Source organism: Wenjunlia tyrosinilytica, assembly GCF_014646055.1.
Classification (GTDB): Bacteria; Actinomycetota; Actinomycetes; order Streptomycetales; family Streptomycetaceae; genus Wenjunlia; species Wenjunlia tyrosinilytica.
In genome coordinates this window covers 1-24,631 of record NZ_BMMS01000019.1, presented here as the reverse complement: position 1 = coordinate 24,631, position 24,631 = coordinate 1, and the positions used below count along the sequence as shown (strand labels likewise).

At 70.8% G+C, this 24,631-nt stretch carries 21 protein-coding genes, 1 tRNA gene and 2 pseudogenes; 1 reads left to right on the top strand and 23 read right to left on the bottom strand.

The window, feature by feature from the left end:
- Positions 1–77: 77 nt before the first annotated feature.
- The 20 genes from IEY86_RS21540 to IEY86_RS21445 all read right to left on the bottom strand — a co-directional run bounded on the left by IEY86_RS21540 (position 78) and on the right by IEY86_RS21445 (position 22,299).
- Positions 78–893 carry a F0F1 ATP synthase subunit delta gene (locus IEY86_RS21540; protein WP_189133441.1) on the bottom strand — a complete coding sequence of 272 codons (816 nt, stop codon included), beginning with the start codon at positions 891–893 and terminating at the stop codon, positions 78–80.
- Positions 894–1,073: 180 nt separating this feature from the next.
- Positions 1,074–1,619, bottom strand: a complete 546-nt coding sequence (locus IEY86_RS21535) for a F0F1 ATP synthase subunit B (RefSeq protein ID WP_189133440.1) — start codon at positions 1,617–1,619, stop codon at positions 1,074–1,076.
- Positions 1,620–1,648: 29 nt separating this feature from the next.
- Positions 1,649–1,912: an ATP synthase F0 subunit C gene (atpE, locus tag IEY86_RS21530; RefSeq protein ID WP_189133439.1), complete on the bottom strand. Its 264-nt coding sequence runs from the start codon at positions 1,910–1,912 to the stop codon at positions 1,649–1,651.
- A 78-nt stretch (positions 1,913–1,990) separates the two neighbouring features.
- Positions 1,991–2,785 (bottom strand): F0F1 ATP synthase subunit A, encoded by a 795-nt coding sequence (gene atpB, locus IEY86_RS21525; protein ID WP_189133543.1) that lies wholly within the window; start codon positions 2,783–2,785, stop codon positions 1,991–1,993.
- Positions 2,786–3,043: 258 nt separating this feature from the next.
- Positions 3,044–3,469 (bottom strand): Cg1360 family ATP-synthase-associated protein, encoded by a 426-nt coding sequence (locus IEY86_RS21520; protein WP_189133438.1) that lies wholly within the window; start codon positions 3,467–3,469, stop codon positions 3,044–3,046.
- A gap of 271 nt (positions 3,470–3,740) precedes the next feature.
- Positions 3,741–5,087 carry an MraY family glycosyltransferase gene (locus IEY86_RS21515; protein WP_189133437.1) on the bottom strand — a complete coding sequence of 449 codons (1,347 nt, stop codon included), beginning with the start codon at positions 5,085–5,087 and terminating at the stop codon, positions 3,741–3,743.
- Positions 5,088–5,280: 193 nt separating this feature from the next.
- Positions 5,281–6,603, bottom strand: a complete 1,323-nt coding sequence (gene glyA, locus IEY86_RS21510; RefSeq protein WP_189133436.1) for a serine hydroxymethyltransferase — start codon at positions 6,601–6,603, stop codon at positions 5,281–5,283.
- A 49-nt stretch (positions 6,604–6,652) separates the two neighbouring features.
- Positions 6,653–7,318 (bottom strand): arsenate reductase/protein-tyrosine-phosphatase family protein, encoded by a 666-nt coding sequence (locus tag IEY86_RS21505; RefSeq protein ID WP_373287065.1) that lies wholly within the window; start codon positions 7,316–7,318, stop codon positions 6,653–6,655.
- On the bottom strand, positions 7,315–7,962 hold the full coding sequence (locus IEY86_RS21500; RefSeq protein WP_189133434.1) for an L-threonylcarbamoyladenylate synthase: 648 nt from the start codon (positions 7,960–7,962) through the stop codon (positions 7,315–7,317). Before IEY86_RS21500 ends, IEY86_RS21505 begins: the two co-directional genes overlap by 4 nt.
- A gap of 90 nt (positions 7,963–8,052) precedes the next feature.
- Positions 8,053–8,898 (bottom strand): peptide chain release factor N(5)-glutamine methyltransferase, encoded by an 846-nt coding sequence (gene prmC / locus IEY86_RS21495; protein WP_189133433.1) that lies wholly within the window; start codon positions 8,896–8,898, stop codon positions 8,053–8,055.
- Positions 8,899–8,917: 19 nt separating this feature from the next.
- On the bottom strand, positions 8,918–10,003 hold the full coding sequence (gene prfA / locus IEY86_RS21490) for a peptide chain release factor 1 (RefSeq protein WP_189133432.1): 1,086 nt from the start codon (positions 10,001–10,003) through the stop codon (positions 8,918–8,920).
- 135 nt (positions 10,004–10,138) lie between these two features.
- Positions 10,139–10,363: a 50S ribosomal protein L31 gene (gene rpmE / locus IEY86_RS21485; protein WP_189133431.1), complete on the bottom strand. Its 225-nt coding sequence runs from the start codon at positions 10,361–10,363 to the stop codon at positions 10,139–10,141.
- 169 nt (positions 10,364–10,532) lie between these two features.
- Entirely contained in the window at positions 10,533–11,696 is a 1,164-nt protein-coding gene (locus IEY86_RS21480; protein ID WP_189133430.1) for an LCP family protein, read from the bottom strand.
- Positions 11,697–11,982: 286 nt separating this feature from the next.
- Positions 11,983–14,019, bottom strand: a complete 2,037-nt coding sequence (gene rho, locus IEY86_RS21475) for a transcription termination factor Rho (RefSeq protein WP_189133429.1) — start codon at positions 14,017–14,019, stop codon at positions 11,983–11,985.
- Between the two features lie 859 nt (positions 14,020–14,878).
- The gene (thrB, locus tag IEY86_RS21470) at positions 14,879–15,796 is read right to left on the bottom strand and encodes a homoserine kinase (protein WP_189133428.1); all 918 of its coding nucleotides are present in this window, start codon (positions 15,794–15,796) and stop codon (positions 14,879–14,881) included.
- A 423-nt stretch (positions 15,797–16,219) separates the two neighbouring features.
- On the bottom strand, positions 16,220–17,311 hold the full coding sequence (gene thrC / locus IEY86_RS21465; RefSeq protein ID WP_189133427.1) for a threonine synthase: 1,092 nt from the start codon (positions 17,309–17,311) through the stop codon (positions 16,220–16,222).
- Between the two features lie 49 nt (positions 17,312–17,360).
- A complete protein-coding gene (locus tag IEY86_RS21460; RefSeq protein ID WP_189133426.1) occupies positions 17,361–18,653 on the bottom strand; it encodes a homoserine dehydrogenase in 1,293 nt (430 codons plus the stop codon).
- Positions 18,654–18,747: 94 nt separating this feature from the next.
- A complete protein-coding gene (gene lysA, locus IEY86_RS21455) occupies positions 18,748–20,139 on the bottom strand; it encodes a diaminopimelate decarboxylase (protein WP_189133425.1) in 1,392 nt (463 codons plus the stop codon).
- Positions 20,140–20,161: 22 nt separating this feature from the next.
- Entirely contained in the window at positions 20,162–21,823 is a 1,662-nt protein-coding gene (gene argS / locus IEY86_RS21450) for an arginine--tRNA ligase (protein WP_189133424.1), read from the bottom strand.
- Between the two features lie 44 nt (positions 21,824–21,867).
- Entirely contained in the window at positions 21,868–22,299 is a 432-nt protein-coding gene (locus IEY86_RS21445) for a response regulator (protein WP_189133423.1), read from the bottom strand.
- Between the two features lie 872 nt (positions 22,300–23,171).
- Between IEY86_RS21445 and IEY86_RS21440 the strand changes: the two genes are divergently transcribed.
- Positions 23,172–23,243 (top strand) — tRNA-Arg (locus tag IEY86_RS21440).
- Positions 23,244–23,491: 248 nt separating this feature from the next.
- Here the strand turns inward: IEY86_RS21440 and IEY86_RS21435 are convergent.
- The 3 genes and pseudogenes from IEY86_RS21435 to IEY86_RS21425 all read right to left on the bottom strand — a co-directional run.
- Positions 23,492–23,788, bottom strand: a complete 297-nt coding sequence (locus tag IEY86_RS21435; RefSeq protein WP_031077045.1) for a GYD domain-containing protein — start codon at positions 23,786–23,788, stop codon at positions 23,492–23,494.
- Positions 23,789–24,031: 243 nt separating this feature from the next.
- Positions 24,032–24,478: pseudogene (locus IEY86_RS21430) on the bottom strand (site-specific integrase); the annotation flags it as partial.
- A gap of 7 nt (positions 24,479–24,485) precedes the next feature.
- Positions 24,486–24,631, bottom strand: a pseudogene (locus tag IEY86_RS21425) (IS5/IS1182 family transposase); the annotation flags it as partial.

The window sequence follows — 24,631 nt, the reverse complement described above, 5'->3', positions numbered from 1 at the left end:
GCCCAACTCGGGCCGCATCAATCAATGCTTTTGACTTGTGGCCGACCACCGTGGCGGTGCCCGGCACGAGGCCTCGCTCAGCCGGCGAGGCGGCGCGCCGCCTCTTCGAGGCGCCTGCTGATCGAGCCGTCGACGACCTCGTCACCGACCCGCACGCTGATCCCGCCGAGGACCTCGGGGTCCACGTCGAGGTTCAGGTGCACCTCACGCCCGAACAGCCTGGCCAGGACCTCGCCGAGGCGGGCCTTCTGCCGCGCGTCGAGCGGGACCGCGGTGGTGACCACGGCCACCGTGCGCCCGCGGCGTGCGGCGGCGAGCTTGGAGTAGGCCTCCAGGCCCACCTCAAGGCTACGGCCACGCGGGTGCGAGACCAGTCGCGTGATGAGCCGCTGCGTGACCACGTTGGCCCGCCCGCCCAGCAGCGAGCCGATGAGCTCGGCCTTGGCGGCGTTGCTCGCGGTGCGGTCGGTCAGCGCCAGCCGCAGCTCGGTCGACGACTGAAGGATCCGGCTGAACCGGAACAGCTCGTCCTCGACCTCGTCGAGGCCGTTGGAACGCCCGGCGACGACGAGCTCGGCCGTGGCCGCCAGCTCCTCGAGCGCGTCCGCCAGGTCGCGGGGCTTCGACCAGCGCGAGCGGACCATGCCGCTGAGCAGGTCGATCGTCTCGGCACCGACCTGGCCGGACAGCAGCCCGGCGACGAGGCCGGCCTTGGCCTGCCCTTCCCGTGCCGGATCCGTGAGGACCCGGCGCAGCGACGCCTCGCGGTCGAGCAGCGCGGTGACGGCGGCGAGCTCCTCGGCGAGCTTCGCGACGTCCACGGACCGGTTGTCCGCCAGGGCGTCGAGGCGCTCACGCGCGGAGGCAAGCGCCTCCCGACTCGCTCCATTCATCGGTCACGCTCCCCGTCTCGCGATCCCACGAGCTCGATGACGACTGCGGCACTGCGCAGGCCCGCTCGACGGATCGCCGTTCCGGCACTCATCGGTCACGCTCCCCGTCTCGCGAGCCCTGAAGCTCGATGACGACTGCGGCACTGCGCGGGCCCGCTCGACGGATCGCCGTTCCGGCACTCATCGGGCAGCGCCTTCCTCGGCCCGCTCGTCGAGCTCGGCGAGGAAGCGGTCGATCACACGGCTCTGGCGGGCGTGGTCCTCGAGCGACTCGCCCACGACACGGCCGGCCAGATCGGTGGCGATCCTGCCGACGTCCCGGCGCAGCGCCTCGGCGGCCTGCTTGCGGTCGGCCTCGAGCTGAGCGTGGCCGGCCTCGATGATGGCTTCCTTCTGCCGCTGGCCCTCGGCGCGCATCTCTGCGATGAGCGTCGCGCCCTGCTCCTGCGCCTCCTGGCGCAGGCGCGCGGCCTCGTGGCGTGCGTCGGCGAGCTGCTCGCGGTACTCCTCGAGCACCCGCTGAGCCTCGGCCTTGGCAGCCTCGGCCTCCTCGATGCCGCCCTCGATCGACGCCCGGCGCTCGTCCAGCACCTTGTTGATGCTGGGCAGGAGCTTCCAGGCGAAGAGAGCGAAGACGATCGCGAAGGCGAGCAGGCCGACGACGAGCTCCGGAATCTCGGGGATCAGAGGGTTCTGCTCCTCCGCAGCGATCTGCAGGAGATTCACGTCTGGACCTTTCGTCTAAGAGGTGTTGGTCAGAAGCCCTTGGGGCCCTGGCCGAAGACGAACGGCATGACGATGCCGATCAGCGCGAGCGCCTCGCAGAGCGCGAAGCCCAGGATCTGGTTCTGGCGGATCAGACCGGCGGCCTCGGGCTGGCGCGCGAGGGCCTGGGTGCCGTTACCGAAGATGATGCCGACGCCGATGCCGGGGCCGATCGCAGCGAGGCCGTAGCCGATGGAGGCGACGGAGCCGTAGACGCCGGAGCCGTTGGAGGCGGCAGCGAGCAGGTTCAGCATGTCTGCTTTTCCTTTGCGGGGTGGTTGGCCGGTGGGGGTTGGCCACCGGACGAGTGTGGCGGGGACGGTTCGGGTGGATCAGTGGTCGGCGTGCAGGGCGCCCTGGATGTAGCTCGAGGCCAGGAGCACGAACACATACGCCTGCAACGCCTGGACGAAGATCTCGAAGAGGGTCATCACGATGACCATCACGAACGACACACCCGCGTAGGCGATGCCTACACCGTTGAGGAGGTACCAGCTGGCGATCGTGAAGATCACGAGCAGCAGGTGGCCGGCGAACATGTTGGCGAACAGCCGGACCGCGTGCGTGAAGGGGCGGACGATCACGTTCGAGAGGAACTCGATCGGGATCAGCAGCGGGTAGATCGCCTTCGGCAGGCCCGGCATGTAGCAGAGGTTCTTGATGCCGCCGACGAAGCCGTGCTTCTTGAAGTTGATCGTCATCCAGGTGAACCACACCAGCGCGGCGAGTCCCGCCGGGAAGGCGATGAGCGAGGTCACCGGGAACTGGGCGAACGGGATGATCGACCAGAGGTTCATCAACCAGATGAAGAAGAACAGCGACACCATCAGCGGGACGTACTTCTCGCCGTCCTTCTTGCCCATGGTCTCGTAGACGATCCCGCGGCGGACGAAGTCGTAGCCCGCCTCACCGACCATCTGGAGCTTGCCGGGGACGACCTTCGGCCTGGCGAACGCCGCCCAGAAGAATCCGGTCACCACGATCGTCGAGATCAGCGCCAGCAGCATCGGCTTGTTGAACTCGATGCCGCCGACCTCGAACATCGGCTTGAACATGAAGGAGTTGAGGCCAGGAGAGGGGAAGCCGCAATCAGCGAAGATGTGGCAGTCGATCTCGTTGGCGAGCATCTGGGGGTCAGCACTCACCGCGAGCTCCTTCGGCGTGACGCATGGGTACGGCAACCTCGATGTGTCGGCGCGGCACACGTCCGCGGAACGGCACTGGACTGGTTTTGCAGATTGAGGGCGGGCGCAGAAGCCCGGGAGGCGTCATCGGCGTGAGCGGCCGGCCCGTCCCGTGGGCCGCGGCCGCCTTGGCGCGTTCAGCCGTAGTTGGCACCGGACGATAGCAGGCGCCGGGAAGGCCCCTGAAGCCGCCCCCGACGATCATGTCCGAGGCTCCGGCGACTTGGCCGCGGTCTCGGGTTCGACGTAGAGGATCTTGGCCTTCATGTGGCCGCGGACCTGGGTGATCACCCAGACCACGGTGCACGCGAGAAGCGAGAGGGCGAACGTGCGCAGGTTGAACAGATCGGTGCCGCGGAAGACGGCGAGCACGATCGCCAGCAGGAGGAGCTGCGTCGTGTAGACCAGCAGCCCCATGGCCTGGAACAGGTGCGGCAGCGCCTTCGCCGTCTTCTGCAGGGCGATGAGCCCGGCGCTGAAGAACGCGATCACGAGAGCTGCCCCCACAGCCGCACCGATGGCGCCCTTCCCACCTGAGATCCACCCACTGGCACCCACGGCGACGAGGCCGGCGGCTGCGGTGGGGATCGCGGCGCTCAGAAGGATCCGGGCGTCGTTGGACTGCATGTGGGCAGCTCCAGCGGAAGTTGGGGGCGATGTACACATGGTGACTGACGGTGACGCGAAAGCGGTCGGACGTCGATCAGAAGCGTATCCCCAGGAGGGAGGCGTGCCTCACGCCGGAAGACCGTCTCGTCTTGGTCTTTCGGCTGTTCCCCTGGGTGTTAGTGAACGGTATCACAAACTATTTGATGAGAGCTTTACCTGTTTGTTGTGGTACCCGTCACACCCAAGGATTACCAGGCGTCGCCGGTGCTGACAACGACAGAACCCCCAACTACCCTTCCGCGCCAGGCGATCCGGCGCCCGAGTGGGCGGGCGGACGGGCACCGAACCGGTGCCGTTCACCGACGGCCGTCGCGCCGTTGAGCGAACCGAGCGCCGCCTGGTCCGCCTCGCTCAGCGGCTCCTCCAACGCGGGCTCAACGGGCTCGCCGCGCTGTGGGTGACGAAGACCGCGGTGGCGGTAGCGCGGGGGCACGATCGCGTTGGCCCAGAGCGGGACCCTCGGACGGAACCGCGGCATCAGCAGCACCACGAGTCCCACCGCGCACAGGAAGACGATGATCAGCAGTATCACCGTGGTGTTGGACTGCACGGAGAACGCCACGGCGCCCAGTGCGATCAGCGCGGACCAGAAGTACATGATCAGCACGGCTCGGCTGTGCGAGTGCCCGATCTCCAGCAGCCGGTGGTGCAGGTGCTGCTTGTCGGCGGCGAAGGGCGACTGGCCGTTCCACGTGCGGCGCACGATCGCGAGGAAGAGGTCCGCCATGGGCACCGCGATGACGGTCAGCGGCAGCAGGAGCGGGATGTAGACCGGCACCATCTCGTGCACGGCCTTGGTCTGCGAGCCGCTGAAGTCCGCGAGGAGATCGGGGTCGACCTGACCGGTGATGGAGATCGCCGACGCGGAGAGCATCAGGCCGATCAGCATCGACCCGGAGTCACCCATGAAGATGCGCGCCGGGTGGATGTTGTGCGGCAGGAAGCCGACGCACATGCCGATGAGGATCGCGCTGAACAGCGTGGCGGGCGCGGCCCCCTCGATGCCGTGCCCGAACCACATCCGGTACGCGTACATGAAGAACGCGATGGCGGCGATGCACACCATGCCGGAGGCGAGGCCGTCGAGGCCGTCGACGAAGTTGACCGCGTTGATGGTGAGGACGACGAGCGCCACGGTCAGCAATGTGCTCTGCACGGGCGTGAGGGTGACCACACCCTGGCCCGGCACGGGAAGCGCGAGGATCTGCAGGCCCTGCATGACCATGACGCCCGCGGCGACCATCTGGCCACCGAGCTTGATCAGCGCGTCCACGCCCCACTTGTCGTCCAGGACGCCCAGGATCCAGATCAGCCCGGCCCCGGCCAGCAGCGCACGGGGCTCGTCGGTCTCGGTGAACACCTTGCCGAGGTCGCGCAATTGGGAGGCGACCAGCAGTCCGGCGCACAGCCCGCCGAACAGGGCGATCCCGCCCAGCCGCGGAGTCGGCTCGCGGTGCACGTCACGCGCGCGGATCTCCGGCATGGCCCCGGCGGCGATGGCGAACTTCCTGACCGGGCCGGTCAGGAGGTACGTCACGGTCGCTGTCACCAGGAGGGTCAGCAGATATTCACGCACGGCTGGCCCCGCTTCGGTGGCTGGTCTCGCTGGTCCTCACCCGTCACACCCTATTAGCGTCCTTCCCCGCACTGCGAACGGCGAGCGTACTCCAGGCACGTCCGCGACACGGCGGACACAGGAGAAGACACCTGCCGACCGTGGACGGTTGCGGCCCGCCCGGAAGTACATACGGCGGCGGCACCCGGACCGCTCAACGCGGCGGATACGGAGAGTGGGCGGCGGCGAGCGCGGCCACCGCGGCCGCGGTACCGTCCGGACCCGATGCCCGGGTGCCGTCGGCGTCGCGCAGCGCCCGGCCGATCAGCCGCGCGGCCTCGGCCATCTGCGGCTCGCGCATCCCCTGCGTGGTCACCGAGGACGTACCCACCCGGATCCCGGAGCCCGAGCTGCGCGGCCGCTCGTCGAAGGGCAGGCTGCACTTGTCGACCACGATGCCGGCGCGGGCGCAGCGCGAGCGCGCCTCGAGCCCGTCCACGCCCAGCGGCCGTGTCCCCGCGGCCACCAGATGCGTGTCCGTGCCGCCCGTGGCGGGTTCGAGCCCCTCGTCGGCCAGGCCGTCGGCGAGCGCGCGGGCGTTGGCGACGACCTGGCGGGTGTACTCGGCGAAGGCGGGAGCGGCGGCCTCGGCGAAGGCGACGGCCTTGGCGGCCACGGTGTTCATGTGCGGGCCGCCCTGGGAGAACGGGAAGACGGCCCGGTCGATGCGCCGGGCGAGCGCGGCGCCGGTGAGGATGAGCCCTCCCCTGGGGCCGCGCAGCACCTTGTGGGTGGTGGCGCACACCACATCCGCGTAGGGCACGGGGTTGGGGGCGGAGCCGCCCGCGACCAGGCCGATGGTGTGGGCCGCGTCCACCACCAGGTAGGCGTCGACCTCGTCTGCGATCCGCCGGAACGCCGCGTAGTCGAGGTGGCGCGGATAGGAGATGGACCCGCAGACGATGGCCTTGGGGCGCAGGGTCAGGGCGAGGTCGCGGACCTGGTCGAGATCGACGAGACCGGTGTCGGGCCGCACCCCGTATCCCGCGAAGCGGAACCAGCGCCCGGAGAAGTTCGCGGCCGAGCCGTGCGTGAGGTGCCCGCCGTGCTCCAGGGACATCGCGAGGACGGTGTCGCCGGGGACGAGCAGGGCGGCGTAGGCGGCGAGGTTGGCCGAGGAGCCCGAGTACGGCTGGACATTGGCGTGTTCGGCGCCGAACAGCCGCTTGGCGCGGTCGACGGCCAGTTGCTCTGCGCGGTCGACGACCTCGCATCCGCCGTGGTGGCGGCGGCCCGGGTAGCCCTCCGCGTACTTGTTGACCAGCGGACTGCCGAGGGCGGCGAGCACGGCGGGGGAGGTGAAGTTCTCCGCCGCGATCAGCTGGAGGCCACCGCGCTGCCGGTCCGTCTCGGCGGCCAGGATCCCGGCGAGCTCGGGGTCCCGCTCCGCGAGCGCCCCGAAGTCCGGGCCCGCGGTGGCTGGTGCGGCGCGCTGGAGCACGTCGGAGGGAGAGGGCGGCAGACCGGCGACCGACATGAGGGCTCCCGGCGTGGGACGGAGTACTCGGTTCCCACTGTAGGTGCGCTCAGCGGCATACGCCGGTCAGAGCGGTCACCACCGGGGCGAGGGCGTGGTAGATCTCGTCCCCGCAGTTGCGGAAGACGGTGATGGGGGCGCCGTAGGGGTCGTAGACCTCGTCCGCGTCCGGGGTGGGGGCGAGCAGCCAGCCCCGCAGCGCGGCGGCGGCCCGCACCAGGGCGCGGGCCCGCTCGATCACTCCGCCCTCCTCGGGGAGGGTGTGGGGGTCTATGGCCCGCACGAGGCGGGTGAACTCCTTGAGCGTGAACGTGCGCAGCCCGGCCGCGTGCCCCATGGAGATCACCTGGGCACGGTGGTCGCGCGTGGCGGTCAGGACGAGATCGGCCTCGACCACGTGCTCGTCGAGGAGCTCACGGCCGATGAAGCCCTCGGTGTCGGCGCCGTACTCGGTGAGCACGGCGGCGGCGTTGGTCTCCATGTTGGCGCCCTCGTGGCCCCATGTGCCCGCGCTCTCCACGACGATGCCGGACGCCCGGTCGCCGAGCCGCTTGCGCAGCTCGTGCCGGGTGAGCCGCTCGGCGATCGGGGAGCGGCACACGTTGCCGGTGCACACGTGGAGGATACGGAAACGGTCATGCGGGGACACGGCGGCCGATATGGCCCTCTCGTACACCGCATGTCCGCGTGCTGCCGGCCCCTGGGGCCTGGTCAACTGGCTACCCCCAAGCCCGGTACGACCTTGCGCAACTCCTCGGCGGACAGGGCGCCCTCGCGCAGGAGCACCGGCACCCGGCCGGTGACGTCCACGATGGAGGAGGGGACATTGTCCGCGGTGGGGCCGCCGTCGAGGTAGACCGAGACCGAGTCGCCCAGCATCTCCTCGGCGGCGTCGCAGTCCTGCGGGGCGGGCCGGCCGGTGAGGTTGGCGCTGGTGACGGCCATCGGGCCGGTCTCGGTGAGCAGTTCGATGGCGACCGGGTGCAGCGGCATGCGCACGGCGACGGTGCCGCGGGTGTCGCCGAGGTCCCAGCGCAGCGACGGCTGGTGCCGGGCGACGAGGGTCAGCGCGCCCGGCCAGAAGGCGTCGACGAGCTCCCAGGCCTGCTCGGAGAAGTCGGTGACCAGGCCGTGCAGGGTGTTCGGGGAGCCGACGAGCACCGGCGACGGCATGGAGCGGCCCCGCCCCTTGGCCGCCAGGAGATCGGCGACCGCCTCGGCGGAGAAGGCGTCGGCGCCGACGCCGTAGACCGTGTCGGTCGGCAGCACCACGAGCTCTCCGCGGCGTACCGCGGACGCGGCCTCGCGCAGTCCGATGGCGCGGTCGGACGCGTCGGAGCAGTCGTAGCGGCGTGCCATCAGGGGGCCTCCTTGGCGGCGTTCACTTCGGTAGCTGGTCGGTGGCTGGGAGGGGAGCGGGTGCTGGCGGGGGGGCGGTGGCCGCGGCCGTCACGGCGTGGCCTTGCGTGCGGTGGTGAACCGGGGCCGGTTGTTGAGGTCCCGGTGGTCGGCGGCGTCGGTCCAGCCCGCTTCCTCGTTGAAGATCCACGGGACCTGGCCGCCCTGAGTGTCCGCGTGCTCGACCACCACGACGCCCCCGGGGCGCAGCAGGCGGCCGGCCGTGCGCTCGAGGCCGCGGATGGTGTCGAGGCCGTCCTGGCCCGAGAACAGCGCCATCTGCGGGTCGTGGTCGCGCGCCTCGGGGGCGACGTACTCCCACTCCTCGAGGGGAATGTACGGCGGATTGCTGATGACCAGGTCGACCTGGCCGTCGAGGTGCGGAAGCGCGGTCAGCGCGTTGCCCTGGTGCAGGACGACGCGGCTGCCCTCGGTATTGCGCCTGGCCCACTCCAGGGCCCCCTCGTCGAGCTCCACGGCGTGGACCGTACTGCGCGGCACCTCCTGGGCCAGGGCGAGCGCGATGGCGCCCGAGCCGGTGCACAGGTCCACGACGAGGGGCTCGGCGACGTCCATGGCGCGCAGGGCGTCTATCGCCCAGCCGACGACCGACTCGGTCTCCGGGCGCGGGACGAACACGCCCGGGCCCACCTGGAGCTCGAGGTAGCGGAAGAACGCCCTGCCGGTGATGTGCTGGAGCGGCTCGCGCGCCTCCCGGCGGGCCACGGCCTCCCAGTAGCGTGCGTCGAAGTCGGCGTCGGGGAGGTTGTGCAGCTCTCCCCGCTTGACCCCGTGCACGTAGGCGGCCAGCTCCTCCGCGTCGAAACGCGGAGACGGCACGCCGGCGTCGGCCAGCCGCTGGGTGGCCTGGGCCACCTCCGCGAGCAGCAGGTTCACTGAGGCCCTCCTGGCGGGGTCACTGGGCCGCGGCCAGTTTGGCCGCGGAATCGGCGTCCACGCACGCCTGGATCATCGTGCCCAGGTCGCCGTCGAGCACCTGGTCCAAGTTGTACGCCTTGAAGCCGACCCGGTGGTCGGAGATCCGGTTCTCCGGGAAGTTGTACGTCCTGATCCGCTCGGAGCGGTCCACGGTGCGGACCTGGCTGCGGCGGGCGTCGGACGCCTCCTTCTCGGCCTCCTCCTGGGCGGCGGCGAGGAGCCGGGCGCGCAGGATGCGCAGGGCCTGCTCCTTGTTCTGGAGCTGGCTCTTCTCGTTCTGGCAGGAGACCACGATGCCGGTGGGCTGGTGGGTGATGCGCACGGCGGAGTCGGTGGTGTTGACGGACTGGCCGCCGGGGCCGGACGAGCGGTAGACGTCGATCCGCAGGTCGTTGGGGTTGATCTCCACGTCCACGTCCTCGGCCTCGGGCAGGACGAGGACACCGGCGGCGGAGGTGTGGATGCGGCCCTGGGACTCGGTGGCGGGCACGCGCTGCACGCGGTGGACGCCGCCCTCGTACTTCAGGCGCGCCCAGACGCCTTGGCCGGCCTCGGCGTTCGCCCCCGAAGAGGACTGGCGGGCCTTGACCGCGACGGAGACGTCCTTGTAGCCGCCGAGATCGGACTCGTTGGCCTCGATGATCTCGGTCTTCCAGCCGACGCGCTCGGCGTATCGCAAATACATCCGCAGGAGGTCTCCGGCGAACAGGGCTGACTCCTCGCCGCCCTCGCCCGCCTTGATCTCGAGGATGACGTCCTTGTCGTCGCTGGGGTCACGGGGGACGAGGAGGAGGCGGAGCCGGTCGGTGAGCTCCTCGCGCCCCTGCTCGAGCGACTTCACCTCGGCGGCGAAGTCGGGGTCCTCGGCCGCGAGTTCCCGGGCGGTCTCGATGTCGTCCCCGTGCTGCCTCCACGCGCGGTAGGTCGCCACGATGGGCGTCAGCTCCGCGTACCGCTTGTTGAGCTTGCGTGCGTTGGCCTGGTCGGCGTGGACCGACGGGTCGGCAAGCTTCTTCTCGAGGTCGGCGTGTTCGCCGATCAGGTCCTCGACCGCCTCGAACATGGTGTGGGCACCCCTCTGGTTGCGCCTCGGGTGTGTGGATGGGGGGACGAAGGGGACTCAAGGGGACGACAAAGCGCCGGTCCGGTCGCCCTCTTGCGGAAACGGGGGCGACCGAGGACCGGCGCTGGGGAGTCGCTACTTCTTGGAGGACCCGGCGTTCTTGCCGAAGCGCGCCTCGAAACGGGCCACGCGGCCACCGGTGTCGAGGATCTTCTGCTTGCCCGTGTAGAACGGGTGGCACGCCGAGCACACGTCGGCGCGAATGGCGCCTTCCTTCGCGGTGCTGCGGGTGGTGAAGGAAGCGCCACAGGTGCAGGTGACCTGGGTCTCCACGTACTCGGGGTGAATGTCGGGCTTCAAGGGATTCTCCTAGGTATCGGGAGGGCACCGGGTCACACGGCCTGTTGCCGTGCGTGAACCGGGGCCGACGTACCAGTCTGCCAGGACAGGCACGTACTCCCCAAACCGGGGCCGCCCCCGAGATATTCCACCCCCGCGGCGGGGAGGCCGCAGCCCGCCGCGGGCGCCGCTACCTGGGGCTCGGGGTCAGCTTTGGGACTGCCGGGGACTTCGGGGTGGGTGGGGCGGGCTTGGGCTCGGCCAGGGCCGGTTCGTCCGTCGTCGCCGTCCAGGGGATGGGGCGGTCTTCGCGCAGGGCCGACCAGACCTGGTCCGCCTCGGGATCCTTCGGGATGACGCGGTTCGGGTCGGTGGCGTCGTAGTCGACCGGGAGGACCACCTTCGTCAGGTCGCCCGCGTCGATGCGCTTCAGGCCGGCGGCCAGCTTCCGCAGGCCGCTGATCGACGCGATCTCCGAGTCCGTCGTGATGGCCTTGGAGGCGGCGTCCGCGACCTTGTAGAGCTTGGCCGGGCTGCCGAACACCCCGATGTCGTGCACCTGCGTGAGCAGGCTCGTCAGGAACTGCTGCTGGAGCCCGATCCGCCCCAGGTCGCTGCCGTCCCCGATCCCGTGCCGCGTCCGGACGAAGCCCAGGGACTGCTCTCCATTGAGGTGGTGCGCGCCCGGCGGGAGGTCGAGGCGGCTGTCGAGGTCGTGGATGGGCTCCGTTGTGGTGACCGTCACACCGCCGAGGGCGTCCACCAGCCCCTTGAAGCCCGAGAAGTCCACTTCGATGAAGTGGTCCATCCGGATCCCCGTCATCGCCTCCACGGTCTTCACCGTGCAGGCCGGCCCCCCGATCTCGTACGACTCATTGAACATCACCCGATTGGCGGCTGGCGCTATCGACCCCTTGGCGCTCTTGCCATCGGCGCCCGCCGTGGTCCGCCGGCACTCCGGACGGTCCACCAGCGTGTCGCGCGGGATGCTCACCACCCCCGCCTTCCGGTGGCCCTTCGCTATGTGCACCACCATCGCCGTGTCCGAGCGGGCCGTGCCTGTCGCGTCGTCGCCGTACACGCGGTTGTCCCCCGACCGGGAGTCGGAGCCGAGGACCAGGATGTCCATGGAGCCGTTGTCGACGTTGTCGGGGCGGTCCCGCCCGAGCGCGCGGTCGATGTCCACGCCCCGCAGCTTCCCGTCCAACTCGAAGTACAGGTACGCCAGTCCGCCCCCGCCCAGCAGCACCACCCCGGCCGCCGCCCACGCGGTGACCACCAGGGCCCGGCGCCGGGGCGTACGGGGGCGCCCCCCACGCCGGCCACGGGCCCCCTCGCGCTGCTCGTCCGCCATCCGCTCTCCGCCCTCTCTGCACCCCTCTCCTCGTCCGCCCCGGCGCGACCGGGGAGACGAGTGACATCTCGCGCGGACGCGAGACGTCGGGGAGCACGTGGACCCGGTACCGGGCCTTCTGTGGCTCCTGCGGCCTATCCCATCCTTTCCTTATCAATAATCCCTGCGATCCCATTCTGTCCCCATTGTCACGAATGGAGCATCCGGGAACGACTCGGGGCCCTCCCACCCGCGGAGAAGAACGCGGACGGAAGGGCCCCGAGCCCGGAGAACGACGGGGACGACGTCAGTCGTTGTTGCCCATACCCGGCGTCGTCTTGGCGATCTGCATCAGGAACTCGCCGTTGCCCTTGGTCTGCTTCATCTTGTCCAGCAGCAGCTCGATGGCCTGCTGCTGATCCAGGGCGTGCAGCACCCGGCGCAGCTTCCAGACGATGCCCAGCTCCTCGCCGTTCATCAGGATCTCCTCCTTGCGGGTACCGGACGCGTCCACGTCCACCGCGGGGAAGATCCGCTTGTCGGCGAGCTTGCGGTCGAGCTTGAGCTCCATGTTGCCGGTGCCCTTGAACTCCTCGAAGATCACCTCGTCCATCCGCGAGCCGGTCTCGACCAGCGCGGTGGCCAGGATGGTCAGCGAGCCGCCGTCCTCGATGTTGCGCGCGGCGCCGAAGAACTTCTTCGGCGGGTACAGCGCGGTCGAGTCCACACCACCGGACAGGATGCGTCCGGAGGCCGGGGCCGCCAGGTTGTAGGCGCGCCCCAGACGGGTGATGGAGTCCAGCAGGACGACGACGTCGTGGCCCAGCTCCACGAGGCGCTTGGCCCTCTCGATGGCGAGCTCGGCGACCGTGGTGTGGTCCTCGGCCGGACGGTCGAAGGTCGAGGAGATGACCTCGCCCTTGACCGACCGCTGCATGTCGGTGACCTCTTCCGGACGCTCGTCGACCAGGACGACCATCAGGTGGCACTCGGGGTTGTTTCGGGTGATCGCGTTGGCGATCGACTGGAGCACCATCGTCTTGCCGGCCTTCGGCGGCGAGACGATCAGACCGCGCTGGCCCTTGCCGATGGGCGCGACCAGGTCGATGATCCGGGTGGTCAGGCCGCCCGGCTCGGACTCCAGGCGCAGCCGCTCCTGCGGGTACAGCGGGGTCAGCTTGCCGAACTCTGGACGGCCGCGGCCGGTCTCGGGCGCCATGCCGTTGACGGAGTCCAGGCGCACCAGAGCATTGAACTTCTCACGGCGCTCGCCCTCGCGGGGCTGGCGCACGGCGCCGGTGACGTGGTCGCCCTTGCGCAGGCCGTTCTTGCGGACCTGGGCGAGCGAGACGTACACGTCGTTCGGGCCCGGCAGGTAGCCGGAGGTGCGGATGAACGCGTAGTTGTCGAGGATGTCGAGGATGCCCGCGACCGGGATCAGGACGTCGTCCTCGGCGACCTGCGGCTCATTGCCGAAGTCCTCGCGCCCGCGACGGCCCCGCCGGTCGCGGTAGCGCCCACGGCGGCGGCGGCCGCCACCGTCGAAGTCGTCGTCGTCCTGGGGCTGCTGGCTGCCGCGGTTGTCCCCGCCGCCGCGCTGCTGGCGGTCGCCGCCGCCGTCGGTGTCGCCGCCCTTGCGGCGGTCACGCTGCTGCTGACGGTCGCCCCGCTCGCCGCGGTCACCGCGCTCGCGGCGGCCGTCCTTCTGCTGGCCCTGCTGGCCGCGGCGGCCGCCCTCGCGGTCGTCACCGGCCTTCGCGGCCTCGGCGGCGGGCTTGTCGGCGGCCTTGGCGGCCCTGCCCTCGGCGCTGTCCACGGCCGCGGTGGCCTTGGCGTCCTTGGTGCCCTCGACCTCGGCGGCGGCGGTCTCGGCCACGGCCGTGTCGGGGGAACCGGCGGCCGAGGTGGCACGGCGGCGGCGGCGCTCGACCGGCGGCTCGTCCGAGACCGGCTGGCCGGGGATGTCGATTTGCTGCTGGGCGGCGCTCTCTCCGCCGTCCTTCTCGCCGGTACGGGCCCGGGAGGTGGTGCGGCGCTTGGGCTTCTCGGGAGCCTCGCCGCCGGCCTTCTCGGTGGCCGCCGCGGCCTTGGGCGCGGCCTCGCCGCCGCCCTGCGCGGCCTGCTTTTCCTTGATCACCTCGATCAGCTGGCTCTTGCGCATCCGCGCGGTCCCGCTGATTCCGAGCCCCGAGGCGAGCTGCTGGAGCTCCGCCAGGACCATGCCGTTCAGGCCAGTGCCCGACCGGCGGCGCTTGGGGGCAGCACCGGTGGCAGGCGCGGCAGGAGCGTCCGGGGCGGGCGCGGCGTCCGGGCGCACGCCCATCAGATCGGTGGTGTCGCTCACGAAGGGTCCTTCCCTGGAGCGGGCGTCGGCCTGTCTGGCTCGGCGACCGGTTGTGCTGTCCGGATCTGTGCCTTCCTCGGCACGGATCCGGGGCGGTGGTCCGCCCTGCGGGCGGAGAGATCCAACCCTGCTGGTCTTCTCGGCCGGCAGGAGGCGCGAAAGAGATGTGCGGTCATTCGCGCCGGTTCCGGTACTGGACAGCCGTCACCACTCAGGCAGGATGCGCAGATGGTGGGGTGATTTCCCGGAAGAATGGCGGTCCCGAATTTCGGGTCACCCCCGCGATCGGGGTCCCCCTTGTGTCGGAACACAGAGCACCGCGCCCCTCAGGGCGTCTGGTGCAGACATGAGGTTAACACTACCGGATCCAACAAACATTCCCCCTCTCCCGAACCGCCAATCGTGTCGCGGTTCCGTCGCGCGGGCCCGGGCGGGGCCTCCGGCGCGGCCGCGGCATCCCCGCGCGCTCCCGTTCCGGTCGCGACGGGCGCTTCGGGCAGCTGGTACCGCGGCGGCGCTGCCCGGCACGGTCCCGGCGCTCAGCGCCGCCTGCTCGATCCCGGTGCATTCCGTTCCCCGGCGGGACGGATGCTCAAACCCGGCCGCTCGTGCGAACACGGCGGACCGTCCGACAGCAAAGGTACCCGCCCCGTCGAGGGCCAAGATCCTCGCCCCGTCGAGGGCCGTGATCCCCAGCCCGTCGATGGCCGAGATCCCCAGCCCTCCAACGGCCGGGCTTCTCACCCCTTCGACCGCGAGGGTCGTCGGATTTCCGACAGCGAAGGTCAACGCTTCCCGCCTCCCCCAGTTGTCGTTCCGCCGGTGCTGGAGCGGGCCGCGCCCCGGCGGACGGCGCCGGTCATGCGCCCAGCGGGAGCACGCACGCTCCCGCCGTGTCCAGTTCCAGGCGGTGTGCCGCCCAGCTCTCCCCCGCGAGGTGGGCCACCTTGTCCGCCGTGCCCTCCTCCGCGAAGGCGAGCACGGTCGGGCCCGCTCCGGAGATCACCGCGGGGACGCCCTCGGCACGCAGCGAGGCGACCAGCGCCAGGCTCTCCGGCATCGCGGGAGCACGGTACTCCTGGTGGATACGGTCCTCGGTGGCCGGCAGCAGCAGCTCGGGGCGGCGGGTGAGCGCCTCGACGAGCAGCGCGGCCCGCCCCGCGTTGGCGGCCGCGTCCACATGCGGGACGTTGCGCGGCAGCAGGCCGCGCGCGGTCTCAGTGAGCACGGGGACGGAGGGTACGTACACCACTGGGGCGAGGGACGAGTTCGGGTCGAGTCTGATCGCGCGCGCGGCCCCGTTCTCGCTCCAGGCGACCGTGAAGCCGCCGAGGAGGCACGCGGCGACATTGTCCGGGTGGCCCTCGATCTCGGTGGCGAGTTCCAGCAGTCCGGCGTCGTCCAGGCGCTCCGGGCCGCCTATCGTGACCGCCCGCGCGGCCATGATGCCCGCGCAGATGGCGGCGGAGGACGAGCCGAGCCCGCGGCCGTGGGGGATACGGTTGGCGCAGACGACCTCGAGGCCGCGCGGCTGGCCGCCGAGCAGGTCGAACGTGGTCCTCATGGCCTTGACGACGAGGTGCCGCTCGTCGCGCGCCAGGGTGTCGGCGCCCTCACCCGCGATGTCGACATGCAGACCGGAGTCGGCGACGCGCACGACCACGTCGTCGTACAGCCCGAGGGCGAGACCGAAGGCGTCGAATCCGGGGCCGAGGTTGGCGCTGGTCGCGGGGACGCGCACCCGGACTGCGGCGGCGCGGAACGCTGGACCGGCCATACGCGGGGACTCTCCTTGATGTGGATCTGCCGTACTCCCCTGCCCTGCGGTGCGGGGCTCGCTTCGCCGCGGGCGCCGCTGGGCGGGGTGCTGCTGTGCTTGCCGGGTGGGGGTGTCGGTGACCTGTGCCGCGGGGCCCGCGACGGCCCCCGCGACCCGCTTCGGCCGCGACCCGACGGGTGATCCTGGGCGGCGGAATATGCCGCTGGATGTGCACAGCCTATCGAAGACAGGTTCACCTGCGACATACGGCGCACGGAGAGCGCACGATGCGTGTCGAGCGCCCGGCCGTGCTCCCCGGCCTGTCGGTGGCTCAAAGGCGGCCCAAACACGGGCGAACGGTGACGTCGTCGGCGTTTCCGCCGCCCGCCCCTCGTCTCCCCGCCGGCCCCGTCCGGGTGACACCCGTCAGGTGGCGTCCGTTCAGACCAGCCCGAGCTGCTTGGCCGCCGCCTCCGCGTCGATGGGGACGACGACCGGCTGCGGCGCGCCCGCCACGGCCCAGTCCGGGTCCTTGAGCCCGTTCCCGGTCACCGTGCAGACGATCCGCTGGCCCGGGTCGACCTTGCCCTCCTCGGCCGCCTTCAGCAGCCCGGCGACGCTCGCCGCCGACGCAGGCTCCACGAAGACGCCCTCACGGGACGCCAGAAGCCGGTAGGCGGAAAGGATCTGACGGTCGGTCACCGAGTCGATGAAGCCACCGGACGCGTCCCGGGCCAGCTCGGCCTGCTTCCACGAGGCAGGGTTGCCGATCCGGATCGCGGTCGCGATCGTCTGCGGGCTCTTGACCGGCGCGCCGAGCACGATCGGGGCGGACCCGGAGGCCTGGAAGCCCCACATGCGCGGGTTGCGGGTCGACACACCGTCGGCCGCGTACTCGGTGTAGCCCTTCCAGTACGCGGTGATGTTGCCCGCGTTGCCCACGGGGAGGACATGGACGTCCGGGGCGTCGCCGAGCGCGTCCACGATCTCGAACGCGGCCGTCTTCTGCCCCTCGATGCGCGAGGGGTTCACCGAGTTCACCAGGGCCACCGGGTAGTTCTCCGACAGGCCGCGCGCCAGGGTGAGGCAGTCGTCGAAGTTGCCGTCCACCTGGAGGATCCGCGAGCCGTGGACCAGCGCCTGGCCCATTTTGCCCAGCGCGATCTTGCCCTGCGGGACGAGCACGGCGCAGACCATCCCCGCCCGGACGGCGTAGGCGGCGGCCGAGGCGGAGGTATTGCCGGTGGAGGCGCAGATGACGGCCTGCGCGCCGGCCTCCTTGGCCTTGGTGATGGCCATCGTCATCCCGCGGTCCTTGAACGAGCCCGTGGGGTTGGCTCCCTCGACCTTCAGGTAGACGTCGCAGCCCGTGCGCTCGGAGAGCAGCTGCGCCGGGACCAGCGGTGTGCCACCCTCCAGGAGGGTGACGACGGGAGTGTCCGCGGTGACCGGCAGCCGGTCGCGGTACTCCTCGATGATGCCGCGCCACTGGTGCGTGGCTGCCTGTACCGGCCGGTCGGCGACTGGGCTCATTGGGTCACGCTCCCCGACTCGGCGGCTCGCCGTTCCAGCGTTCACTGGGTTACTCCCCTTCCACACGCATGATGCTCGCCACGCCGCGGACCGTCTCCAGCTTCCGGAGGGCCTCGACGGTTCCCGACAGGGCCGCGTCGGGCGCGCGATGGGTGACCACGACCAGCGAGGCCTCCCCGTCCTTGCCCTGCTGCCGCACGGTGTCGATGGAGACGCCGTGCTCGGCGAAGACTGCCGCCACCTGGGCGAGCACACCCGCCCGGTCGGCCACGTCGAGGCTGACGTGGTAGCGGGTGACGACATCGCCCATCGGGCTGACCGGAAGCCGCGTGTACGCGGACTCGCCGGGCCCGGTGGCCCCGTTGAGCTTGTTGCGGCACACGGCGACCAGGTCGCCGAGGACGGCGCTGGCGGTCGGCGCGCCGCCCGCGCCCGGACCGTAGAACATCAGCTGCCCGGCCGCGTCGGCCTCGACGAAGACCGCGTTGTACGCCTCACGAACGCTGGCCAGAGGATGGCTGAGCGGAATCATCGCCGGGTGGACCCGAGCGGTCACGGACTTCCCGTCGGCGGACCGCTCGCAGATCGCGAGGAGCTTGACCACACAGCCCATGCGTTTGGCGCTGGCGATGTCGGCGGCGGTGACCTCGGTGATGCCCTCACGGTGCACATCGGCCGCGGTCACCCGGGTGTGGAAGGCGATTCCGGCGAGGATCGCGGCCTTGGCGGCGGCGTCGAAGCCCTCGACGTCGGCGGTGGGGTCCGCCTCCGCGTACCCGAGGGCGGTCGCCTCGTCGAGCGAGTCGGAGTAGCCCGCGCCGGTGGAGTCCATCCGGTCCAGCACGAAGTTGGTGGTGCCGTTGACGATGCCGAGGACCCGGTTGACCTTGTCCCCGGCCAGCGACTCGCGCAGCGGCCTGATCAGCGGGATCGCGCCCGCGACGGCGGCCTCGTAATAGAGGTCCACCCCGTGCTCGACGGCGGCGGCGTGCAGCGCGGCCCCGTCCTCGGCGAGCAGCGCCTTGTTCGCGCTGACCACGCTCGCCCCGTGCTCCATGGCGGTGGTGATCAGGCCCCGTGCGGGCTCGATCCCTCCGATCACCTCGACGACCACGTCCACGTCGTCGCGTTTGACCAGCTCGACGGCGTCGGTGGTGATCAGGTGCGCGGGAACGCCCTCGCGGACCCGGTTCGGGCGGCGCACGGCCACTCCGGCGAGTTCGACGGGAGCTCCGACACGCGCGGCGAGGTCGTCGGCGTGCGTCGTCATGATGCGCGCCACCTCTGAGCCGACCACTCCACAGCCCAGCAGCGCCACCTTCAGCGGACGCGTACGCATCATCCGACCTCGTTTCTCGCGTGCACTCGTCGAAACCAGTCTCGTTGACCTGCCGGACAGATCTATGTCCGGTCCAGGATCTGAGATGAGATTTCCGTCATCCAACATCCAGACGCAGGAGATCCTCCTCGGTCTCGCGTCGGACGATCACGCGCGCCACGCCGTCGCGGACGGCGACCACCGGCGGGCGCAGCGCGTGGTTGTAGTTGCTGGCCATCGACCGGCAGTACGCGCCGGTCGCCGGGACCGCCAGCAGGTCGCCCGGGGCCAGGTCCGCCGGCAGGAACGCGTCCTTGACCACGATGTCCCCGGACTCGCAGTGCTTGCCCACGACCCGGCTGAGCATCGGCTCGGCGTCCGAGGCGCGCGAGACCAGCGCGACGGTGTACTCGGCGTCGTACAGCGCCGTACGGATGTTGTCCGACATCCCGCCGTCCACGCTGACGTAGGTGCGCAGGCCCTCCAGCGGCTTGACGGTGCCCACCTCGTAGAGGGTGAACGCCGTCGGGCCCACGATGGCCCGGCCCGGCTCCACCGACAGGCGCGGCACGGCCAGCCCCGCCGCCGTGCACTCGCGGGTGACGATCTCGGCGAGCGCCTTGGCGATCTCGTGCGGCTCACTCGGGTCGTCGCCCGAGGTGTAGGCGATACCGAGGCCTCCTCCGAGGTCGATCTCGGGCAGCTCCACACCGTGCTCGTCGCGGATCTGCCGCAGCAGGCCGACGACCCGGTGCGCGGCCACCTCGAACCCGGAGGTGTCGAAGATCTGCGACCCGATGTGCGAGTGGATGCCGACGAGCTCGAGCGAGTCGAGGTTCAGCACCCGCCTGACGGCCTCGGCGGCCTGGCCGCCGCTGAGCGCGAGGCCGAACTTCTGGTCCTCGTGCGCGGTGGCGATGAACTCGTGCGTGTGCGCCTCGACACCGACCGTGACCCGGATCTGGACCCGCTGCCGCACCCCGTGCCGGGCCGCGACGTCCGCCAGCCGGACGATCTCCTGGAACGAGTCGACGACGATCCGGCCGACCCCGGCGGAGACCGCCCGCTCCAGCTCGTCCATCGTCTTGTTGTTGCCGTGGAACGCGATCCGGTCGGCGGGCATCCCGGCGGCCAGCGCCGTGGTGAGCTCGCCGCCGGAGCACACGTCGAGGTTGAGGCCCTCCTCCTTCAGCCAGGCGACCACGACCCGGCTGAGGAAGGCCTTCCCGGCGTAGAAGACGTCCGCCTCGCCACCGAACGCCTCGTGCCAGGCGCGGCACCGGGCCCGGAAGTCGTCCTCGTCGAGGATGTACGCGGGAGTGCCGAACTCCTCGGCGAGAGCGCGCACGTCCAGCCCGCCGACGGTGGCCGCCCCGTGCTCGTTGCGGTCGACCGTCCGGGACCAGATCCGGGGGTCGAGCACATTCAGATCGGCGGGCGGGGCGGCGTAGTGCCCCTCGGGGATCACGTCCGCGTAGCGCGGCCCTGCGGGGTGTGCGGAGCGACTCACAGGTTCTCCAGGGAAGTTCGTGTCACATGCGCTCGGGCGCGGAGACACCGAGCAGGTCGAGACCGTTGGCGATGACCGTCCGGGTCGCGTCGGCGAGCCAGAGCCGGGCCCGGTTGAGATCCGTCACCTCGGCGTCGCCGAGCGGCAGGATCCGGCAGTCACCGTAGAAGCGGTGGTACATCCCGGCCAGCCGCTCCAGATAGCGGGCGACCCGGTGCGGCTCGCGCAGATCCGCCGCGGCGGCGACCACCCGCGGGAACTCGGCGAGGGCCCCCAGCAGCTCGTTCTCCCGCTCATGGGTGAGCAGCTCGGGTTTGAAGTCCTCGGCCGGGCCCTTGTCGACGCCCATCTCGGCCGCGTTGCGCTGCACACCGCACATCCGGGTGTGCGCGTACTGCACGTAGAAGACCGGGTTGTCCGTCTTCTGGCTGGTGAGCAGGTCGATGTCGAGGGTGAGCGTCGAGTCGGTGCTGGAGCGGGCGAGGGAGTACCGCGCCGCGTCCACGCCGATCCAGTCGATCACGTCGTCGATGGTGATGATGTTGCCGGCCCGCTTGGACATGCGGACCTCTTCACCGTCCTTGAGCATCTTCACGAACTGCCCGATGAGCACCTCGATGTTGTGCTCGGGATCGTCACCGGCGCAGGCGACGATCGCCTTGAGCCGCCCCACGTACCCGTGGTGGTCGGCTCCGAGCATGTAGACGCAGGTCTCGTTGCCCCGGTCCCGCTTGTCCAGGTAGTACGCGGCGTCGGAGGCGAAGTAGGTGGTCTCCCCGTTCGCCTTGACCAGCACCCGGTCCTTGTCGTCGCCGAAGTCGGTCGTGCGCAGCCAGACCGCGCCCTCCCGGTCGAAGACGTGGCCCTGGGCCCGCAGCCGCTCGATCGCCTGCTCGACCTCGCCCGACTCGTGCAGGCTCCGCTCGGAGAACCACACGTCGAAGTGCGCCCCGAACTCCTCCATCGACCGCCGGATCTCGGCGATCATGAGCTTGAGGCCCTCGGCCTTGAAGACCGCGAGCTGTTCCCGCTCGTCCTTCTCCAGCAGCCCGGCGTGGCCCGCGGCGATCTTCTTCGCCAGCTCGTCGACGTACTCCCCCTTGTACCCGTCCTCGGGTACGGGCCGGCCGTTGGCCACCGCCCGGAGCGTGCCCGCGAACTTGTCGATCTGCACACCGAAGTCATTGATGTAGTACTCGGTGGTGACCTCGGCGCCCGAGGCCCGCAGGATCCGGCCGAGGGAGTCACCGACGGCGGCCCAGCGGACACCGCCGATGTGGATGGGGCCGGTGGGGTTGGCCGAGACGAACTCGAGGTTGATCCGCAACCCCTTGAGCGTCTCGTTGCGCCCGAACGCCTGGCCCGCCTCGACGATCGTCCGGGCCAGCTCGCCCTGGGCGGCGGCGTCGAGGGTGACATTGAGGAAGCCGGGGCCCGCGATGTCCACGCTCTTGACCCCGGACGCCGCCTTCAGCCGCTCCGCGAGGACCTGGGCGACCTCCCGCGGCGGCTTCCCCGCGCGCTTGGCGAGCTGGAGCGCCACATTGGTGGCGTAGTCGCCGTGGTCCCTGTTCTTCGGTCGCTCGACCGTGACCTGCTCGGGCACGGGAACGGACAGCTCCCCCGCCTCCACGGCGGAGCGAACTGCGGACAGGATGGCGTGGGAGAGCTCTGCGGGTGTCACGGGTCAAGGGTATGGGAGAACGGGGGTCCCCCCGCCATCGGGTTTCACCCTCCGGGACGCCCGCTGGCGGAGGCCGCTCCGGGCTCCTCCGCCTCAGCGGCGTCCTGCTGCCCCATGTGCATCAGCTGCCTCACGACGCGGACCAGATCGACGGGCTCGAAGGGCTTGCCGAGGTAGGCGTCGACGCCGGCGGCCTCCCCCCTCTCGAGGTCCATCTGGGTACAGGCGCTGACGATGGCGATGCGGAGGTCGCGGGTGGCGGGGTCGGCCCGGAGCCGGGCGGCTGTGCGCAGGCCGTCGAGTCTGGGCATGACCACATCGAGAGTGACGACATCCGGACGGACGTGCTGGACCATCTCCAGGCACTCGGCACCGTCGGCCGCGGTCACGACCTCGAAGCCCTCAAGCTCGAGGTTGACCCTGATCAACTGCCGGATCACCTTGCTGTCGTCGACGACAAGGACCCGACCGGACATGCCAGCCACAACCGAGAGCCTAGGCGCGCGCCGCACGGTGCGTCCGCGTTTTGCCCACTTCGGCCCCGTGAGAGGGACGTCCGACGGGGAGCCTGAACGTGCGGGGCGGAGAATGATAACGCGCTCGCGCGGGGGCGGAGCGGGGGGCGGCAATGCGCTCGTGGAGGGGAGGGGGCGGTAAAACGCTCGGCGCCGGGGGACGTGGGGAGGGGACGGGCATCTCGCCGCGGGGGGGGTGCGGGGGGGCGGCAACGCGCTCGGCGCGGGAGGCGGAGGGGAGTGGACGGACATCTCGCCGCGAGGGGTGCGAGGGGCGGCAATGCACTCGGCGCGGGGGTGCGGGGGGCGGCAACGCGCTCGGCGCGGGAGGCGGAGGGGAGTGGACGGACATCTCGCCGCGAGGGGTGCGAGGGGAGTGGACGGACATCTCGCCGCGAGGGGTGCGAGGGCGGCGGGGGCCCGCGAGGGGGGGTGGGGGCCGTGCGCCTCGCCGCGGGAGGCGGGGGCGCCCGTCTCGCAGCGAGGGGGGTGGGCCCGCGAGGCGCGGGGGCCGTGCGCCTCGCCGCGGCGGAGGGCGGGGGGGCCGCCGGGACGGCGAACCTGGTCCCGGGGAAAGCGGGCCGGGCGGGCACCCGGTGGGTGCGGGGGAGGGTACGGCGCTCCGCGGGGGCGGGGCATGGCGGAGGAGGACAAGGCACTCCGCGCGGAGGCGGCGGGGCTGGCGGAGGCCCTGGCAAGACGGGCCGCAAGCACCCGAGACGGGCGCCCGAGCCCAGTCGTGATCAAGAGGCGAGGGCGCGGTAGGACCCCAAAACCCTGTACCCGGCCACCCGGTCGGAGCTGGTAGTGTTCTGCACGTCGCACAACGACACGCCCCCGTAGCTCAGGGGATAGAGCAACGGCCTCCGGAGCCGTGTGCGCAGGTTCGAATCCTGCCGGGGGCACCCTGTATGAGGTGCCTAAAGACCCCGTCACCAGCGGAAACGCTGAAGCCGGGGTCTTCGCGTATGTGCAGGCGTGTGCCGCTCGGAGCGGGCGTATGTCGGGGGCTGTGGACGAGGCGTGGACGGGATCTTGGGACGTAAGCGCAGGTCATGCCCGTCCCCCCAAGCCCCGGACAGGTCTAGGGGCCGTGGGGGGTACCGCCTTGAGCGTGTCACTCGTACCAACAGAACCTCGACGTGGAAGTCCCTCAGCCAGTGGCTTTGGCGATGATGCGGTCCATCTCCTCCCGGCCGAAGGCTCGCAGGGTCGTGCTACGGACGTTGCCCAACGCGCCGACCTGTAGGAGCACTGCGGTGGCAGTCTCGTCGTCGGGCGCCTCCACGACAGCCACGATGTCGTACGGGCCGACGGTCCAGAAGAGGTTCAGGACCTTCACCCCGAGCTTCTGAGCCGCTGCCGTGAAGGCTTCGGCGCGTTGCGGGGTGTCCTTGTAGCCGCGGACTCCCTGGTCGGTCCAGTTCAGCAGCGCAACAAACGTCGGCATGATCCTTTACCCCTGCAAGTAGACGCAATTAGACGTGGTCAACTCTGGGCCTCATACGCGTAATGCGCATGAGAGGCGCCTCTGAACGAGTGAGGGAAGCCGACCTGACTTCATGGCCCGGCCCGACATACACCCCGGAGCCACCGGCGCGGAATTCCGCAGGAGAGGAGCGCCCCTGACGGCCAAAGCATGCCGATGCCCCCGGAACAAGTCCGGGGGCATCGGAGCTACCGTCGTCTGCGATCACTCGTACTCGCGCAACAGATCCTCAATACGCCGGTTGGCGACGTCTTGCCGTCCGTCGAGGCACTTGGCGTAGCGGGTCAGGAGCACCTCGACGCTGTTGCCGGCTCGCTCGGCCACCTCGGTTGGGTCTACACCGGCGTTGAGCCACGTCGAGAGAGCCGAGTGCCGGAGGTCGTACGGCCGACTCGCGAGCGGCGAGGCCGCGACTGCCGGCGGAAGCGCGAGGAGCCGAGCTTCCTGCCACACGCGGTAGTAGGTCGAGGACGGGACGACCGACCCCTTCTCACTGAAGAACAGCCGCCCGTCGTCCGCTGTGCCAAAGGTGGCCAGGTGCTCGCGGAGCACGGCGACGAGGTGAGGCGGGATCGGCACCCGCCTGACGTCCTCGGTCGGCCGGTTCTTCAGCCCGCGGTCGTCATGGGTCTCCCCCGAGTCGGTCCACTGAGCGTTTTCAGCGCTGCCGCTCCAGGGCGAGGATGGCTGCGGTGATTGACGACATTCGATTCGGACTGCGTCGTGCCCTGCGGAGGATCCGCCACGACTTCAGACGTGCGACGCCGCGCTCGACCGGTGCCCGCGCTGCGGACAGTGCGCGGT

Excerpts from the sequence above, each read along its gene's own strand:
- IEY86_RS21460 (WP_189133426.1), bottom strand. The coding sequence starts at position 18,653 with ATGATGCGTACGCGTCCGCTGAAGGTGGCGCTGCTGGGCTGTGGAGTG.
- thrB (WP_189133428.1), bottom strand. The coding sequence starts at position 15,796 with ATGGCCGGTCCAGCGTTCCGCGCCGCCGCAGTCCGGGTGCGCGTCCCC.
- IEY86_RS21540 (WP_189133441.1), bottom strand. The coding sequence starts at position 893 with ATGAATGGAGCGAGTCGGGAGGCGCTTGCCTCCGCGCGTGAGCGCCTC.
- IEY86_RS21435 (WP_031077045.1), bottom strand. The coding sequence starts at position 23,788 with ATGCCGACGTTTGTTGCGCTGCTGAACTGGACCGACCAGGGAGTCCGC.
- atpB (WP_189133543.1), bottom strand. The coding sequence starts at position 2,785 with ATGCTCGCCAACGAGATCGACTGCCACATCTTCGCTGATTGCGGCTTC.
- IEY86_RS21445 (WP_189133423.1), bottom strand. The coding sequence starts at position 22,299 with ATGTCCGGTCGGGTCCTTGTCGTCGACGACAGCAAGGTGATCCGGCAG.
- IEY86_RS21520 (WP_189133438.1), bottom strand. The coding sequence starts at position 3,469 with ATGCAGTCCAACGACGCCCGGATCCTTCTGAGCGCCGCGATCCCCACC.
- prfA (WP_189133432.1), bottom strand. The coding sequence starts at position 10,003 with ATGTTCGAGGCGGTCGAGGACCTGATCGGCGAACACGCCGACCTCGAG.
- thrC (WP_189133427.1), bottom strand. The coding sequence starts at position 17,311 with ATGAGCCCAGTCGCCGACCGGCCGGTACAGGCAGCCACGCACCAGTGG.
- IEY86_RS21500 (WP_189133434.1), bottom strand. The coding sequence starts at position 7,962 with ATGGCACGCCGCTACGACTGCTCCGACGCGTCCGACCGCGCCATCGGA.
- atpE (WP_189133439.1), bottom strand. The coding sequence starts at position 1,912 with ATGCTGAACCTGCTCGCTGCCGCCTCCAACGGCTCCGGCGTCTACGGC.
- IEY86_RS21480 (WP_189133430.1), bottom strand. The coding sequence starts at position 11,696 with ATGGCGGACGAGCAGCGCGAGGGGGCCCGTGGCCGGCGTGGGGGGCGC.
- glyA (WP_189133436.1), bottom strand. The coding sequence starts at position 6,603 with ATGTCGGTCGCCGGTCTGCCGCCCTCTCCCTCCGACGTGCTCCAGCGC.